General features: G+C 59.0%; 13 protein-coding genes. 6 read left to right on the forward strand and 7 right to left on the reverse strand.

Annotated features, from left to right (window positions below; genetic code table 11):
* The first annotated feature begins 63 nt into the window (after window positions 1–63).
* Window positions 64–1,383, forward strand: coding sequence for a peptidyl-prolyl cis-trans isomerase (locus HS101_00230; GenBank protein ID MBE7504700.1), 1,320 nt, complete (start codon window positions 64–66; stop codon window positions 1,381–1,383).
* A 19-nt stretch (window positions 1,384–1,402) separates the two neighbouring features.
* On the opposite strand, the gene HS101_00235 is transcribed toward HS101_00230, so the two are convergent.
* Complete coding sequence (locus HS101_00235) at window positions 1,403–2,209, reverse strand: 4-hydroxy-tetrahydrodipicolinate reductase (GenBank protein MBE7504701.1); 807 nt, start codon at window positions 2,207–2,209, stop codon at window positions 1,403–1,405.
* Between the two features lie 30 nt (window positions 2,210–2,239).
* Window positions 2,240–3,667, reverse strand: a complete 1,428-nt coding sequence (gene thrC / locus HS101_00240) for a threonine synthase (protein ID MBE7504702.1) — start codon at window positions 3,665–3,667, stop codon at window positions 2,240–2,242.
* Between the two features lie 220 nt (window positions 3,668–3,887).
* On the opposite strand from thrC, the gene HS101_00245 reads away from it, so the two are divergent.
* Window positions 3,888–5,561 (forward strand): agmatine deiminase family protein, encoded by a 1,674-nt coding sequence (locus HS101_00245; GenBank protein MBE7504703.1) that lies wholly within the window; start codon window positions 3,888–3,890, stop codon window positions 5,559–5,561.
* Between the two features lie 12 nt (window positions 5,562–5,573).
* On the opposite strand, the gene HS101_00250 is transcribed toward HS101_00245, so the two are convergent.
* The 3 genes from HS101_00250 to HS101_00260 form a co-directional block, all read right to left on the reverse strand.
* A complete protein-coding gene (locus HS101_00250) occupies window positions 5,574–6,935 on the reverse strand; it encodes a hypothetical protein (GenBank protein MBE7504704.1) in 1,362 nt (453 codons plus the stop codon).
* Between the two features lie 206 nt (window positions 6,936–7,141).
* The gene (locus HS101_00255; protein MBE7504705.1) at window positions 7,142–7,759 is read right to left on the reverse strand and encodes a response regulator transcription factor; all 618 of its coding nucleotides are present in this window, start codon (window positions 7,757–7,759) and stop codon (window positions 7,142–7,144) included.
* A complete protein-coding gene (locus HS101_00260) occupies window positions 7,756–9,222 on the reverse strand; it encodes a hypothetical protein (protein ID MBE7504706.1) in 1,467 nt (488 codons plus the stop codon). Before HS101_00260 ends, HS101_00255 begins: the two co-directional genes overlap by 4 nt.
* A gap of 217 nt (window positions 9,223–9,439) precedes the next feature.
* On the opposite strand from HS101_00260, the gene HS101_00265 reads away from it, so the two are divergent.
* A complete protein-coding gene (locus HS101_00265) occupies window positions 9,440–9,739 on the forward strand; it encodes a Rieske 2Fe-2S domain-containing protein (protein MBE7504707.1) in 300 nt (99 codons plus the stop codon).
* Window positions 9,740–9,812: 73 nt separating this feature from the next.
* Here HS101_00265 and HS101_00270 read toward each other — a convergent pair whose 3' ends face one another.
* Window positions 9,813–11,096: a PQQ-binding-like beta-propeller repeat protein gene (locus tag HS101_00270; protein ID MBE7504708.1), complete on the reverse strand. Its 1,284-nt coding sequence runs from the start codon at window positions 11,094–11,096 to the stop codon at window positions 9,813–9,815.
* A 325-nt stretch (window positions 11,097–11,421) separates the two neighbouring features.
* Here HS101_00270 and HS101_00275 point away from each other — a divergent pair, with 325 nt between their 5' ends.
* Complete coding sequence (locus HS101_00275; GenBank protein MBE7504709.1) at window positions 11,422–12,153, forward strand: class I SAM-dependent methyltransferase; 732 nt, start codon at window positions 11,422–11,424, stop codon at window positions 12,151–12,153.
* A gap of 34 nt (window positions 12,154–12,187) precedes the next feature.
* Here HS101_00275 and HS101_00280 read toward each other — a convergent pair whose 3' ends face one another.
* Complete coding sequence (locus HS101_00280) at window positions 12,188–12,832, reverse strand: redox-sensing transcriptional repressor Rex (GenBank protein MBE7504710.1); 645 nt, start codon at window positions 12,830–12,832, stop codon at window positions 12,188–12,190.
* A gap of 231 nt (window positions 12,833–13,063) precedes the next feature.
* Here HS101_00280 and HS101_00285 point away from each other — a divergent pair, with 231 nt between their 5' ends.
* Window positions 13,064–14,185: a hypothetical protein gene (locus tag HS101_00285; GenBank protein ID MBE7504711.1), complete on the forward strand. Its 1,122-nt coding sequence runs from the start codon at window positions 13,064–13,066 to the stop codon at window positions 14,183–14,185.
* Window positions 14,186–14,324: 139 nt separating this feature from the next.
* Window positions 14,325–14,813 (forward strand): DUF1569 domain-containing protein, encoded by a 489-nt coding sequence (locus tag HS101_00290; protein MBE7504712.1) that lies wholly within the window; start codon window positions 14,325–14,327, stop codon window positions 14,811–14,813.
* Window positions 14,814–14,923: the final 110 nt, after the last annotated feature.

A 14,923-nucleotide genomic window follows, 5' to 3' on the forward strand; every position in this document is an offset into this window, starting at 1 on the left:
TACGAGGGCAGGTCCGACGCGCCGGCTGGAGATTCCACGATCTAGCCGTTAGATTCCTCGGTTATGGCGATACGCTGGATCATCGTGGGCCTCCTGACGGCCTGGGCCGCCGGCTGCACCGACTCCGACGGGAATCGCATCACCATGCAACAATGGTGGAATGGGGGATCGGCGTCTTCGGCTCCAACGTCAGAAGAGGCGGACTCGGCTCGTGCCGTGGGTGAGAGGTCGCCGGAGGAATCTCGCACCGCATCGGATTCAGACCAAGCCCGTCACAGCAAGGAAATGCCGACCAAATCGACGAAGTCCGCGCCACGGCGCCCCCCGCCCGGCGCGATCTTCGCCGATACTCTGCCGATTCATGGCGAGACGATTCGCGTCGGGGACATCCTCGAACCGATCCAGCCGAAACTGGAGAAGATGGCCACGGAGCTTCCCGCCCAGGCTTACTACCAGCGCGCGGCGGATATCGTGCGATTGCAGATCGTGGAAAACGTCGCCCAGCAGCTCATCTGGCGGCGGGCATCGGCCCAGATCAACGACGATATCAAGCCGCAATTGGAAAAGGCGATTGACAAGACTGAGAAGGACCGCATCAATCGCGAGTTTCAGGGAAGAGAGACGCTCTATGAGCAATTTCTCTCGAAACACGGTAAGACACGAACGGACGTGCGGGAGCGGCTTCGCAGGGCCATCGTGATTGACAGTTATCTGCGCGATCGGCTGCTTCCCATGGTACCGCAGCCCCGGCGCAGCGAGCTTCTGGAGTATTACGAGTCGCATCGTGCGGAATTCAGCAGGCCCGAACAACGTGAGATGTGGCTCATCGAAGTGCCGGTCGAGGCATTTCTTGACTTTCGCAAGCCAGTCTCACGCGCCGACGAGCAGGAAGCCACGCGGAAAGCGCGCGAGAAGATTGAACAGGCTGCTGCCGCCCTGGCGCGCGGCGACGCCTTCGACGTGGTCGCCCGGGAGTATTCCATGGGCCCGCACCGCGAGGACGGCGGGGCCTGGGGTTCCATCACCGCCGCTTCGGACAATTCGCGCAGCCCGCTTCAAGGAAGATGGGCCGAACCCTCGCGGAAGCTCTTTGAGCTTTCACCGGGCGGCACGAGTGAGATCGTCGAGGCGGACAAGTGCTTTTTCATCGTGCGCACGGGCGAGATCAAGCCGGGCAAAAACGCGTCGTTTCAGGAGGCCCAGCCGCACATCGTTGACAGCCTGAAGCAGCAGCGCTTCGCCCACCTTCGCGCCGACTTTCTTCAGAAGGAGCTGGACAGCGCGACGATTGGTTCGCTCGATGACTTCATGCGGATGGTGATGGACGCCATCCCACCGTCCACGGACAAGACGGCCCGACTCGAACGCGGCATGAAACGCTGACCGCCGCCAACTTTACCGCTTACGCCTGACCGAACAGCACGTCCTGCATGTCGTAAAGACCCGGTTGCTTCCCGGCGATCCACGCCGCCGCGCGGAGTGCGCCGCCGGCAAACGTATCGCGCGAATGAGCCGAATGACTGATTGAAATGGTCTCACCCAACGCCCCGAAAGAGATTGTGTGCTCGCCGACTGTGTCGCCGATTCGCAGGGCGTGCATGCCGATCTCGCCGGCCTTGCGCTCTCCGGTGTTTCCCTGTCTACCGTGCACCACATTACCAGGCTCTTTGCCCGCATCGGCGCGACCGGCTTTGACCGCGTCTCGGATCGCCAGCGCCGTGCCGCTGGGGGCATCCACCTTGAAGCGGTGATGGGCCTCGATGATCTCGATGTCGTACGAATCATCGAGCGCCGCGGCTGCCTGTCGAACGAGCCGAAGCATGAGGTTCACGCCCACGCTCATATTCGCGGCTTTGAGGATCGGGATGGATTTGGCTGCACTGCGGAGCTTTGACATCGCCGGTTCATCGTGCCCTGTCGTGCCAATTACGAGGGCTCGGCGAGTTTCCTGACAGACTCCAATCCACTGGATCGTTCCCGCCGGGCTGGAAAAATCGATTAACACGTCGAATTCTCCGGGCGGCGCGATCGTAATGGCAAGGCCCAACTGACCGATTCCCGCCAGTTCTCCAGCGTCGCGCCCGAGCAGGTCTGAGCCCGGCGATTCCAGGGCTCCGACCAAGTTGAATGCCGTATCCGCACAAGCCAGGGCGATGATACGCCGGCCCATTCTGCCGGCCGCGCCTGCTATTGCTATCTTCGTTGCCATTCGCCGCCTCCTGCGCTTTCGACTCGTCAATTAGGCGCGCTCTTCAATGATTGCGCAAATCGCCTCAAGATCGTCAGCGACCTTTATTGGCTGATTGGCCAGCCGCCCCAATTGTGCGCCGGCTGACTCGTCCTTCATGGTCAGACCGGTGTGGTAACCGACGGTCGCCCCCGGGTCCTTCAGGCCGTGGCCCGTCAGGATGCAAACCACGCGGGCATCCCGGTCAACGACGCCGCGAGAAACGAGTTGACGTAGGCCGGCAAGCGACGCGGCACTCGCTGGTTCACATCCATAGCCGCATCGTCCGATCCGGGCCTTTTCCTCGAGAATCTGCTCGTCCGACACCTCGCACACGATACCGTCCATGGCCTCGATGGCCCGCAGCGCCTTGGGAAGGTTCACCGGCCGCGCAATCTCAATGGCGGTCGCCACTGTCTGGGCCTTCTTCCCGGATTTGGTCAGTTCGTCGTAGAGTCCTTCGACGGCAGGTTGCTCCCAGTGGCCCCGATTCCACTTGAGGCCCCGGCGCGTAACCAGTTCGTTGAGTGTGTTAGCCCCCGTCGCATTAACGACGGCCAACTGCGGTATTCTGGTGATGAGTCCGAGTTCCTTGAGCTCAATGAATGCCTTGCCGAAAGCGCTGGTGTTCCCGAGGTTGCCGCCGGGAACAACGATCCAATCCGGCACATCCCAGCCCAGGCCTTCCAGGACGCGATACATGATCGCCTTCTGCCCTTCGAGGCGAAACGGATTGATTGAGTTCATCAGATAGAGCCCGAGCCGGTCGGCGACCTCGCGAATCCGCTTCATGCAGGCGTCGAAGTCGCCCTCGATCTGCAGGGTGAGCGCGCCGGAGTCGAGGGCCTGCGAGAGCTTGCCATAGGCGATTTTGCCGGCTCCCACGAAGACAATGGCGCGCATCGGTCGCCCGTCCGGAAGGCTCGTGAGCGCGGCGTACATGGCCAGGCTGGCGCTTGTATTCCCCGTGGAGGCGCAGGCCACGCGACCTCGTCCTAGACGGCGTGCCATCGTGAACGCCGCGGCCATGCCGTTGTCCTTGAAGCTGCCGGACGGATTCATGCCCTCGTATTGGAAAAAGACGCGACCGGCGGCGAGCGGCAGATCGAGCGCCGCGACCTTCGGAGCCTGAAGAAGCGTCTGACCCTCGCCAATGGTCACCAAATCCGCATCGCCCGCTAACGGGAGCAACTCGCGGAAACGCCAGACTCCCGAGAAATCAAGCGGCTGGTCCCGGCGAGCCCACCGCTCGGAAAAAAAACGGAGCGTTCCGGGAACTGGAAGTTTGTCCCAGTCATAAACGACGTCCAGCAACGATCCACAGGATCGGCAGGCGTATGCGACCTCATCGAGTGTGTACGTGGCCGCACACTCGGGCCGGATGCACCGGAGATGAGCAGTCTCGGTCATGGGAGCGATGTTATCCGCCCATCGCGACATTGTTTAGCCCTGATGCCCGACCTCGCAAAATGCACAGATATGGGAGGCAGACTCACGCCGTGCGACTTGAATGGTTGTGTGGAATTCCCATAGACTAGATCATGGCCTTGGACGGGTTCTCCGATTCAGGCCCGGTGAGAGGACGCCGAAGTCCATAGATTCACTGATTTTGGGACCGTCGGTCGATCTTTCAACAGGCCGAGCCGTCCGGAGTTAGCTCATGCGATGCCGATTGGCCCGTTTTCTTTCCGTCTGCTTCATATCCATTCTTGCCTGTAACGGAATTGCCACGGCCGAAAACGGTCCAATACTCGTGGACGGCGAACTGGTATATCCCGAGGGCGGGCATGTTCCGAGGTCCCTGACGGAAGCCGAGCAGCAATACATGGCGACTCATCCTTCGGCCGCCCCGCGCGCGGTCACACCGCCTCCGGAGGGCCCGATCCATTGTGTCGCCGAGTATGAGCCGATGGAAGGCATTCTGATCGCCTGGGAGAACGCCACCAACGGCATCGACACGATCCTGAAAAACATGGCGCTTCAGATCACCACCAACGCCGCTTCCGGCGGGGCGAAGGTCTATTGCGTCGTGGACACCGCAGGCGAACAGACTTCCGTGAACTCTGCTCTTTCCTCGTGGGGCGTCAACATGAGCAAGGTGTCGTTCGTCGTCCGCACGACCGACACCATCTGGATCCGCGATTACGGCCCGCGCTACATCTACCTCGGGCAGTGCCGAGCGATCATCGATCATGACTACAACCGCCCCAGGCCGAACGACGACGCCCTGCCGTCTTATTTCTCCTCCATCAAGAAGCATGCGTATTACGAACACCAGCTCATCCACGGCGGCGGCAATTATCACCTCGACGCCAACGACCGCTCGTATGCAACTGAGCTGATTTGGAACGAGAACCCCGGTCTGACGCATACACAGGTGCACGATATCTGGCAGGACTACCAGAACGTCGATACCCATATCTTCCCCCCCTTTCCGACCAGCATCGACTCGACGCAGCATCTTGACATGTGGATGCAGGTGATCGCAGACGACAAGGTCATCATCAGCGATTGGCCCAACAACGTCGGCTCTACGCAGGATGTGATTTGCGACAACGCCGCCACCTACATGGCCGGCCGGGGCTACACGGTCATTCGCGTCCCAGCCCGCAGCGTCAGCGGCACGCACTACACGTACACCAACGTCGTAATGTGCAACGATTTGGTCCTTGTCCCCTCCTACACGAACGCAACCGTCTCCCCGCACAATTCACAGGCGCTCGCGGCTTGGCAGTCGGCCCTGCCCGGCAAGACGATCGTGCAAATCAATTGTCAAGCCATCGTAACATTGGCCGGAGTGATGCACTGCATCGTCATGCACGTCCCGGTCAACCTCGGCGGCACGAACCCGACAGCCTATCTCCAGTCGCTGCGCGGTCCTGAAACGCTGACTCCCGGCCAGATGGCGGAAATCAAGTGGATCAGCGACGACGATGTCGGCGCTGTTGAGGCAGACATTCTGTTGTCAACGAACGGGGGCGCAAGCTACGACACCATCATCGCTTCGGCGACAGCGGACGACGGATCGTTCATGTGGACCGTGCCGAACGTCTATACGAATCAGGCGAGGATTCGCGTCGTCGTTCGCGATGCCGTTTTCAAGACGGGCCAAGACCAGAGCGAGGCAGACCTGATCATCGACGGCGCCGCCATGCCCGGCGACTTGAACTGTGATGTCGTTCTGGACTTGGACGACGTTCCGCCGTTTACGACGGCCTTGATCGACGCAGGGGCGTTTACCGAGTGCAATATCGACGCGGCGGACATGAACGGGGACACAAACTTCGACGGCGCCGACATCGCCCCGTTCGTGGACGCGCTGCTGGCCCCCTGATCGCGCAAACGATCAGTACGGTGGATGACAAGAGCAGGCGCCCTCGCCATCGTCGCAATTGACACTTTCAACTTCTGCAATGTTCGTTTCGAGCCACTGCGGTTCAGGAAATCTGATGAGCGGCGGCGACATGAGCCCGTCCGTAAACATCTGAATGTCGGCGCCATCAAGCAGACTATCGCCGTTTGCATCGAAGCTCAGTGCGTTCGGGCCAGGATCGAGCATCTCCGAGACGAAGGCGGCAACCATTGCGATCTCTGGGGGATTCTGAGGATCGCCGCCAACGCCCGGACCCAGCGTGAAGGGCTGCGAGTAAAGAGTCCCAAACTCGTTGGATATCTCGGCCCGCACATAGACGGCGGTTTCCGGCAGAGTAGTGAGGTTTAACACGGACGACTCGGACACCACGGCGCCGTTGCTGATCCACTTCACGGAGCCCGGCGTAGAGATCGTGATGATGCTCTGCGATTGAACGGAGATAGAATTGATAACGGGAAACTGGCGCTTGACGATACCGATGTCCTTTATGGCAAAAAAGGCGCCTCGTGTCAGGGCGTCCCGATACTCTTGCAGGCTCCAATCTCGCACCATGACAAGAGTCTTGCCGCTGTCTTTCACCTCGCGATATTGCCCATTGTTGTTCCATTGTGGGCCGTACCAATCGTTCGCCGCAATTCCCCAGATAAGCGTCGATCTGTTTTGCAATAGAGAGTCCCAAACCGAGAGAATTCTCGCGTTGCCGTTGTAGGTGCTCCCCCCACTGGCGTATGAATAAGCAAGGTAGGCACTGTATATCTCGATCCCGGAATACCCAGACAACGCATAGTAGTATGAGGGCGTTGGCAGGTTAATGGGGTGAGCAATGAATGCCATCCCACCATTGTTTCTGATCAGATCAATACATTCCTGAGCATTTGCATAGTGCCACGGCTCCCGTTGGGCGTAATAGGCGGGCTCCCACTTCGCGATGTAGGTCGTGAGAAACGGTGAGGTAATGTGGTCGTAGCCTACCTCCTCTGCATTTGGAATCAGCGTTCTTAAGTTTTGACATGTGGCAAGGAACGCCTCATCGGAATTGTAGTTGGGGAGATAGTCCGATAGAGGCCAACGCCTCCACTGCCAGGCGCTTCCCTGATAGGAGCCCAATACCCCCGAATAATGCATCACGCTTACCGCGTTATATCCAGCCGCGTCGTATGCTCGATAGTTCGATTCGGTCGTATAGACGTGGTCGTGCTGCTGCGACAGGGATCGATGGTTTTTCGTCCAATCCACGGCACCGTACGGATTATATGTAACGACCAAGTCAGCTTGCGCTGTCTGAAACATGTAGACCAAAACTCCAAACCCGATGGACCAAACAGCCAGACGCATGAAATCCTCCCTTGATTTCGTCCGTTTGAACTGACTCGTACCCGTCATTCGCGCGCTTGCGGCGCTTGTCTCGAACGTCGCTCAAGATGGGAAAGCCACTCGGCAACGCGACGGGCGCTCTCCGCCACCTTACCAGCTAATTCTCGGCTGGATCCGGGCTATTCTGCGTCCCCCGATGGGATGATTGGTGGATGGGGCGCGACGAGTCACCCGTTCGGGTGATGTTGAGCGGCATTGTCGCCGGGAGAATCCCGCCGAGCTGACCAAAGCCGTGCCAAGTCGACGCGCCTGTGCAGGCGAAGCTTACTTAGGATATGCGATAGATGCGTTTTGATGGTATTTTCGGATACAAACAACGCCTTGGCGATCTGGGAGTTGGTCAGTCCTTCGCTAACGAGCCGGGCTACCTCAAGCTCACGGGCGCTTAGTGGCGATTCGGGCGGCATGACCGCCGAATCAATGGCGGCGAGGTTTAACACCGTCCTGGTGAGGTGATCCGAGGCCGTCTGCTTGTCGACAAAAGCGTCCGCGCCGCATCGCCTGGCAATCTGCTCCGTGACATCAGCCGAGCCGGTAAAAACGACAATCTTGGCAGTCGCACACATCCCCTTCGTCGAAATAATGGTATCGGCCCCCTTCGAATCCGGCAGTCGAAGATCGAGGACGATGATATCCGGCGTTTGTTGCTGCAGGATGACTCGCAACTCCTGAAGACTGCGGGCGCGGCCCACGACCTCAATCTCGCGGGAGACCGCAAGTACCCTTTCGAGGGCTTCAATGACGATTGCATGATCATCCACGAGTATGACGCGGACAGTTCTCATCCCACTCCCTCGAATTCTGCCCGGAGGACCGCTCCGCGCGATTTGACAGGGCTAAATGATAACCGCCCTCCCTGCTGTTCAACAATCTGGGTCAGGCGAGACAGGCCGTGGCCATGCCGAACCGGCGCTGCGAACTTTGCCCCGTCGTCCGAAAGCGTGCAAATCGTTCGGCCATTCTCCTTGGTGATGTGAAGGATGATCTTGCGAGCCTTGGTCGCATGCTTCGCGACATTATTCAGCCCCTCGCGCACAAACATTTCAATGACGCGCCATCGCTCGTCCGACAGCTCCAAATCGGCGGCGATTTCAACGTCAGAATCCCCAAGCCATCGCTCCGACAGCACGGAACGAACGGCGTCCGGCCCGGGCGGCAGCGGATTACATAGAATCTCGGTGATCTCCCGAGCCTGCTTTCCCGCCACTCGAATCAAGTCCTTGATCTCTCGCAGCTCTCCTTCTGATGGATCGTTGGTGGCTGCGGCGTGCTGAATAATGGCGGCGGTCCTCAGGTCTATCGCCGCGAGAGTCTGCACATAGGTGTCATGGAGATGATCGGAAACACGGAGCCGTTCGGCGGCGGCGGCCGACCGAACCAGCGACTCCGAAAGATCGATTCTAAGAAGCGCAGAGGCAGCCCGATCGCAGCAAAGCCGCAAGACGGAATCCTCTGTACGCGCCAACGCCGATTGTCGCCAAACCCTCAGCGTCCCGAATGACCGGCCGCCCGCGCTGAGAACCACGGTGTCCTGCAGCGGTGACTGATCGATTTCGCCAAAATCGATGCTCTCGCCATCTGACAATGTTACGCTGGCCCCATCGGGGCGCAACCTCGCCATGATGACTTCCAACAGTGTCTCGCAAGCCGATCTCGGCGTCCTCGAATCTGAGAGCCTTCTGCCGATTTCCTCAAGTGAGGCCAGAATCAACGATTGCCTGGACTGATATGTTCCAATTGTTGAAAGGACGCCCGCAACACCAAACAAGAACCCCGTTCGCACGATAAAGATCGCTTTGTCGAGCGGTTCAGCCTGGGGAATAAAGGCAATCAGACAATGTGCCAGCAGTCCCAGGAGCGCCGTTGTCCAGGGCAACAATCGTTGACCGCTGGTTGCCGATGCGACGACAGCAATCACCAGCCAAAGCGTAAACGGACTCTGGTAACCTTCCGTGCCAAGGATGAGTCCTGCACCGAACAGTACATCAAGCACGGCCGCCGCACGGTACCACCTTTCAACGTCTAAATAGTCGGCCCTCAAGGCCAGATACATCAAACCCGCGTAGGCGACGAGCAGAACTGACGCCGATAGCGCCGACTTGTGTGAGGCAAGCGTCTGTAGCGCGGGAAGAGCCCAATCCAAAACAACGACGATAAGACTTGCCGCCGCAAGGAACAGGCGAACAATTGCCACATGAACGGCCATTGCCTGTTCTGCGGCGAGCCCGGATTGTGGTCTCGTATCCAAGTCAGAGACTCAACGGTTCAAGCCCTACGCGGCGCTCGCGCCTTCGTTTTCCGCGGAGAGGCTATTTCACGATGTGCCTATTCGCAAGTAATCCCTCGAACCGTCCTATGCAGGATTGAATTAAAGCGGCCCTTTTTCCCGACGCGTGCGAACGCCATTGCAGACCACATGTAATAGAGGACAATCGCCGATTATGCCGTCGCGTGAATGGACTCGGTTGCTTCCAGTCGCAGATTGCCGCCAGGGCTGCGCCCGATTCGTCGCCGTCGGCGACTTTGAACTTGCGGTCTTCAGGCTTTCAGACCCGGATCGATTTGTGGTCACGCCGAACAGTTGCCCGCACGCCGGCGGCAACCTCGCGGCAGGAGAGGTCGCGGATGGGAAAGTAACGTGCCCCTGGCATCATTGGGAATTCGACCTGGCATCCGGTCATTGCACCCTCTCCGAATCAGTCTCGCTGATTCGCTACGAGACCTGTATTGAAGATGGGGTGCTCTATGCAAAGCTTCCGGTCTGACCGAAGGCGGACGCGGAACCAGACGAAGGCGATGCGACTGCGGCTTTCGTCAATCTCCGGGACTGTCGTGTCGTCAGGACGCGGCCTTTGCTTCGCCGGCCGCCGTTGCATAGGCCTTGCTGCCCAGTTCGAGCGCGACGAGTTTCTTCTTGTCGCGTAGATAGAGCTTCGCTCCCACGAGCGTCGGCACGGTCCACGAGACGCGATCCAGCACTTTCGCCTGCGCAAGGATATCAAACTTTTCCGGCGTGGCCTCGACCAGTCCAAGCTTGCCGTCCTCGTCGAGCAGAATGAATTTGTCCCCCGCCATCAGCAGTGTGGACTTTGAGAAGCCACGCTTTCGATAAGCCATGTCGCCCGTCTTCGCATTCACCGCGAAAAAAAGGCCCGGCCCCTGCCCGCCGGTCGAGGTGTAGATGTAGTCGCCAACGCGGATCGCGTTGCTGTGATGCACGGCCACCTTTCGATTCGCCCAGACTTCCTCAACTTCAAACTTGCCGTCCTTTTTGGAAAGCTTGAGTCCCTTGCTGCCCGCAGTGTCGACCGAGGTAATGAAGACCATGTGATCGTCACCGATAATCGGCTGACAAATATTCTGGCCCCACCGATTCTTGTGCTCAAAGCTCCACAGCAGCTTCCCGTTCTTGGGGTTGATGGCGATCACTTCCGAAGCCATGAAGCAGACCAGATGCTCTTCACCATCGACCTTGATGAGCTTGGGGGAGGAATAACTGTTATCGAAGTCCAGCCCCTTCCAGACTTCCTTTCCCGTTTTCTTGTCAAAAGCGACGATCGAATGACCCTTGCCGCCGACGAGGGCGATCGCCGTGTCGCCATAGACAAAGACGCTCGACGAGTAACCGTGATTCAGGAAGTTACCCTTGTACTCTTCCCAGAGATCGTGCGACCACAGGATTTTCCCGTCTTTCATATTCAGGCAGTGCATCTTTCCCGATACACCAATCGTATAGATCCGATCACCGTCGATCGTCGGCGTGCCGCGCGGGCCTTCGCCGAATTCCCTGACATGCCCCTCGCGTGGCGGCGAGTCGTATCCCTGCTGCCAGATCGTCTTGCCGTCCTTCGAATTGATCGCCAAGACCGATTCCTTGTCGCCCTCGCGGCCCATGGTGTAGAGCACATCGCCATCCATGACGATACCGGAGTAACCCTCGCACAAGTCGCGGCTCCAAAGTTGCTTCGGTCCTTCGTCAGGCCACTCCATGGCCAGCGTTCCGCAACTCGCCTTGAAGTCCTGCGCCGGGCCGCCGAACTGGCCCCATTGTCCGTTCGCAGGGCTGGCCACCAACGCTACCGCTGTAAGTGCTCCCATGGAAATCAAAGTCTTCGTCGTCATTTGGATTCTCTCTTTATGGGTTGAAAATGCTTCGTGGGGCGGCCTCGGGCAACTTTAACCAGCTTCAGCGCCGCTGGTCCAATCGCCGTTATCGATCGCCAAACCCTCCGCTCCGGCTCGCAACTTCCACATGCTAAACGATTGGCCGGATCGCGCCTAACTCCCATACCCGACTGAATGGCGGTTTGCTGTGTCTTTCCTTCTTCAATCCTGTCAATACTTTGGATTAGTTGCCCGCCAGGACCGCGAAGAGTGATACCCCCATTGAGTCTGACCATTTTATCGTCCGACTTGACCAGCCCGGTATTCACGCCAAACTGCCCTCATGAGCGAAACCCCCGCAACCGCGTCCAACCGGCCCCTGGCCATCTTGCTGATCGTTTGCTTAACGGTCTGGCTGATTCGCAGCGGAGGCGGATGCGATCCCGCACTCTACGAGCAAAGCGTCAAGCCCGGCATCAACGCAGACTATGCCAACCCGGACATCCCCCAATGGATGGGCCGATTCGAAAGCGAAAGCCGGGAGATCTACAAAGCTCGGCATGAGATCGTCGGCGATTGCCGCATTGCTGAAGGCGATGTTTTGGCCGATATCGGCGCTGGAACGGGCCTATTTACCCTCCTGTTCGCCAGAGCCGTCGGTCAAGATGGAAAGGTGATGGCGGTCGACATCGTTCCCGAGTTTCTCGACCTCATCCAACAACGCGCAAGCGATGAGTCGATCACCAATGTGTCGACCGTTCTCTGTACAGAGCGATCGGTCGAGCTTCCACCCAACTCGATCGACCTCGCCTTCACCAGCGACACGTACCATCACTTCGAGTACCCGCGCAGCACGCTCGCCTCCATCTATCGGGCGTTGAAACCCGGTGGGGTATTCATTGTGATCGACTTCGAACGCATCGAAGGCAAGAGCCGAGACTGGATTCTTGGGCACGTCCGCGCCGGCCGGGAGACGGTGATTGATGAGATTACTTCAGCAGGATTCGAATTGGAGCAGTCCCCGCCGGCGCCATACCTCGCCGAGAACTATTTCCTTCGCTTCAAGAAGCCCTGAGATCCAGACTAGTAGATGCCAAATTAGCGAGTGGTCAGTCCGACCGCGCGCAGATCACCTGGAACGAGAGCTGTTCCAATTGAACGGCGAGATCGACGGCTGAAACCGCCACGTCAGCGGGCACATTCAGGTTCACTGGTGCGAAGTTGAGCAGCCCCTTCACGCCGGCGGCCACGAGCTTCTCGGCCACCGATTGAGCCGCTTCGGCCGGGACCGCCACGATCGCCAGCCGCACCTGACGCTCTTCCACGACTCGGCCGATTTCCTGCATGGAAAGAACCTGCAAGCCCGGCACGCCCGACACCGGCCTGCCGACCTTGGACGGGTCGTCATCGAAGACGGCTGACAACTTGAAGCCCTTGCGCGCGAAACCCCGATAGGCGGAGAGTGCCATGCCGAGGTTACCCGCTCCAACAAGAATGACGTTCCAGGTGCGATCTGTACCTAGGATGCGGCGTATTTCTGAAGTCAGCTCGTTGACGTCGTAGCCGATCCCCGGCTGGCCGAATTGCCCAAAATAGGCCAGGTCCTTGCGAATCTGCGTAGGAGTGACGCGCAATGCCGCGCCCAGCTGCTTGGACGAGACGGTTCGCTGATCGCTCGTCCGCATCGCCTCTAACTCACGGAGGTAGAGACTGAGTCGACGAACAGCCGGAGCTGGAATGCTGCTGGCTTTCATGAAGGACCCCACGGCGAGCAAGACTTTCGGGTGCCCGGCCTTCACGACTGATAATACTACTGCGGGCCCAATGACTCAAGCCGCCGGACTTTCGTCAATCGCCGTAACCCTAGGTTGGCAAACGTTTTTTGGCAGGCGAGCCCTTGACATGCCAAGCCGCCGCCTGATACGGTCTAATAGGCGGAAAACCGCAACGGCATCGCATCAATGGCGGTGCTCCGTTAAGATAACATGCCTGCAAGCGAACACGCCCTCAACGCCGGCAGACCGTCGACGCATCACGATGAGGGCCTGGCCCGGCGGCGGGATAATCATCAGGTAAAAGTAATGCACAAAGGCACATTCTCGCTCGCCATCGTCGGTCTATTCCTTGTCCTGCCGGGCACCGCCCTGGCACAGGACGCGCTCGAGAACATCATCAAGAGCAAGGACATCTCCCGCACCCAGGCGGCGACCATGGAGGCGGAAGTCGCCCTGCGATTTCGCCGGCTCATCGGTGCGAAGTCGACGGATAGCCGCGCAGATGCGCGAGATCGCATCACCAAGACCGCCCAGATCCCCGGCGCCAGCCCAGCGGGCCTTGCCACCTATGCAAGGACCTGCGCAAACGAGGCTGCCGGCCTTGTTTCGAGTGAGACGCTGGATCGCGCGACCGATGGCGTCATGGTCCTGTCTGCCCTCGACCATCCCGACACCGCCGACACGCTCGCCGACGCGCTCAAATCTTCCCACGCCGCAGTCAGGCTGATGGCCGCGCGCGTCATCGTGCAGTTGCACGACAAGCTCAAGGACGACGCCGGCCGCTGCCGATCGTTACTCTCCGCATTGGGTCGCGCCGGCGCTGCGGAGCAGGACGGCATTGCCCTCCGCGTCATTTATCAGGCGATCGACTTCAAAGCGAATGTGGCCTCCTTCAAGAACGGCGCGGAGAGCGCAGACGCTTTGGCAACGGTCCTCGCGGCACGCATCTCGCAACTTGAGTCCGGCGGTCGCGACGAAATGAATGAAGAGATCGCCGTTGACGCGGCAGTTCGGTGTTATCCCGATGCGAGCAAGTCTACTCAATCGAAGCTGATATCATTGATGTCGCGCCTGCTTGCGGTGGGCATTGAACGATTCTTCGCGACCGACACAGCCGCCGATTATCTCCCCACGCTCGACCGATTTTTGGGCCGCGTTGACGATGCCATTCGCAAAATGGCGGAAGCCTCGTCTTCGAATTCTCTCAAGGACTGCCCAAAGCTAAGACTCAGTCCACGATCTGTCGGAAGCAAGAAGCACCAGGAAGACGCCTTGAAAGTCCTGGACTGCATCTCCGCAGCCATCGCCGGCGATCCGTGGAACGCCAGATAGCCGATCATTCGGCCCAATCCTGACTCATCAAAATCGGGTTTCGACGCGTATCCAATCCTGTCTATAATCCATTCGCGATGTGGTTGGCGGTTCTTCATTCACCTGGCCCAACCCTTCCCATCTGCTCAGGGACTCGCCAATGATTAACACCAAGCACGTGACTGATCGTCGCACGCTTCGATTCAATTCCGTCGAGGACGTGCTGGCCGACATCGACAGAATTGTCGCCGCTGAAAAGGCCGCCAAGCTGCGCACCACAGGCAACTGGACCGCCGGACAGGCCATGGGCCACGTCGCCGAATGGATCAATTACGCCTACAAGGGCTATCCGATCGGTCCGCCGCCGTGGCTCATACGTGTCATCCTCGGCTTCCTCAAGAACAGGTATCTCCGCAAGGGCTTGCCAGCCGGCGTGATGATTCCGAAGGTCAAGAATGGCACATTCGCAACGGACAATTTGAGCATCGACGATGGCGCAACCCGGCTGCGCGAGGCCTTGAGACGTCTGAGCAGTGGCGAGCCTGCGAAATTCAAGAGCCCCGCGCTGGGAGACTTGCCCGATTCGGAGCGAATCGCCCTGAATCTTCGTCACGCCGAACTGCACCTCTCATTCCTGCATCTCCAGTAGCATCACCCGGTTCTTTGCAGACCGCGTCGCCATTGGAAAAAAACGACACTCACTTTCGTGTACACCCGTCATCACGTGTGGGTAGAATCAACGAAAGTCCTGGCGAGCTG

Source organism: Planctomycetia bacterium (assembly GCA_015075745.1).
In the GTDB taxonomy this organism is placed as follows: Bacteria; Planctomycetota; Phycisphaerae; order UBA1845; family UTPLA1; genus UTPLA1.

Coding starts and splice junctions, on each gene's coding strand:
- HS101_00230 (MBE7504700.1), top strand. CDS start 64: ATGGCGATACGCTGGATCATCGTGGGCCTCCTGACGGCCTGGGCCGCC.
- HS101_00235 (MBE7504701.1), bottom strand. CDS start 2,209: ATGGCAACGAAGATAGCAATAGCAGGCGCGGCCGGCAGAATGGGCCGG.
- thrC (MBE7504702.1), bottom strand. CDS start 3,667: ATGTCGCGATGGGCGGATAACATCGCTCCCATGACCGAGACTGCTCAT.
- HS101_00245 (MBE7504703.1), top strand. CDS start 3,888: ATGCGATGCCGATTGGCCCGTTTTCTTTCCGTCTGCTTCATATCCATT.
- HS101_00250 (MBE7504704.1), bottom strand. CDS start 6,935: ATGCGTCTGGCTGTTTGGTCCATCGGGTTTGGAGTTTTGGTCTACATG.
- HS101_00255 (MBE7504705.1), bottom strand. CDS start 7,759: ATGAGAACTGTCCGCGTCATACTCGTGGATGATCATGCAATCGTCATT.
- HS101_00270 (MBE7504708.1), bottom strand. CDS start 11,096: ATGACGACGAAGACTTTGATTTCCATGGGAGCACTTACAGCGGTAGCG.
- HS101_00275 (MBE7504709.1), top strand. CDS start 11,422: ATGAGCGAAACCCCCGCAACCGCGTCCAACCGGCCCCTGGCCATCTTG.
- HS101_00280 (MBE7504710.1), bottom strand. CDS start 12,832: ATGAAAGCCAGCAGCATTCCAGCTCCGGCTGTTCGTCGACTCAGTCTC.
- HS101_00285 (MBE7504711.1), top strand. CDS start 13,064: ATGCCTGCAAGCGAACACGCCCTCAACGCCGGCAGACCGTCGACGCAT.
- HS101_00290 (MBE7504712.1), top strand. CDS start 14,325: ATGATTAACACCAAGCACGTGACTGATCGTCGCACGCTTCGATTCAAT.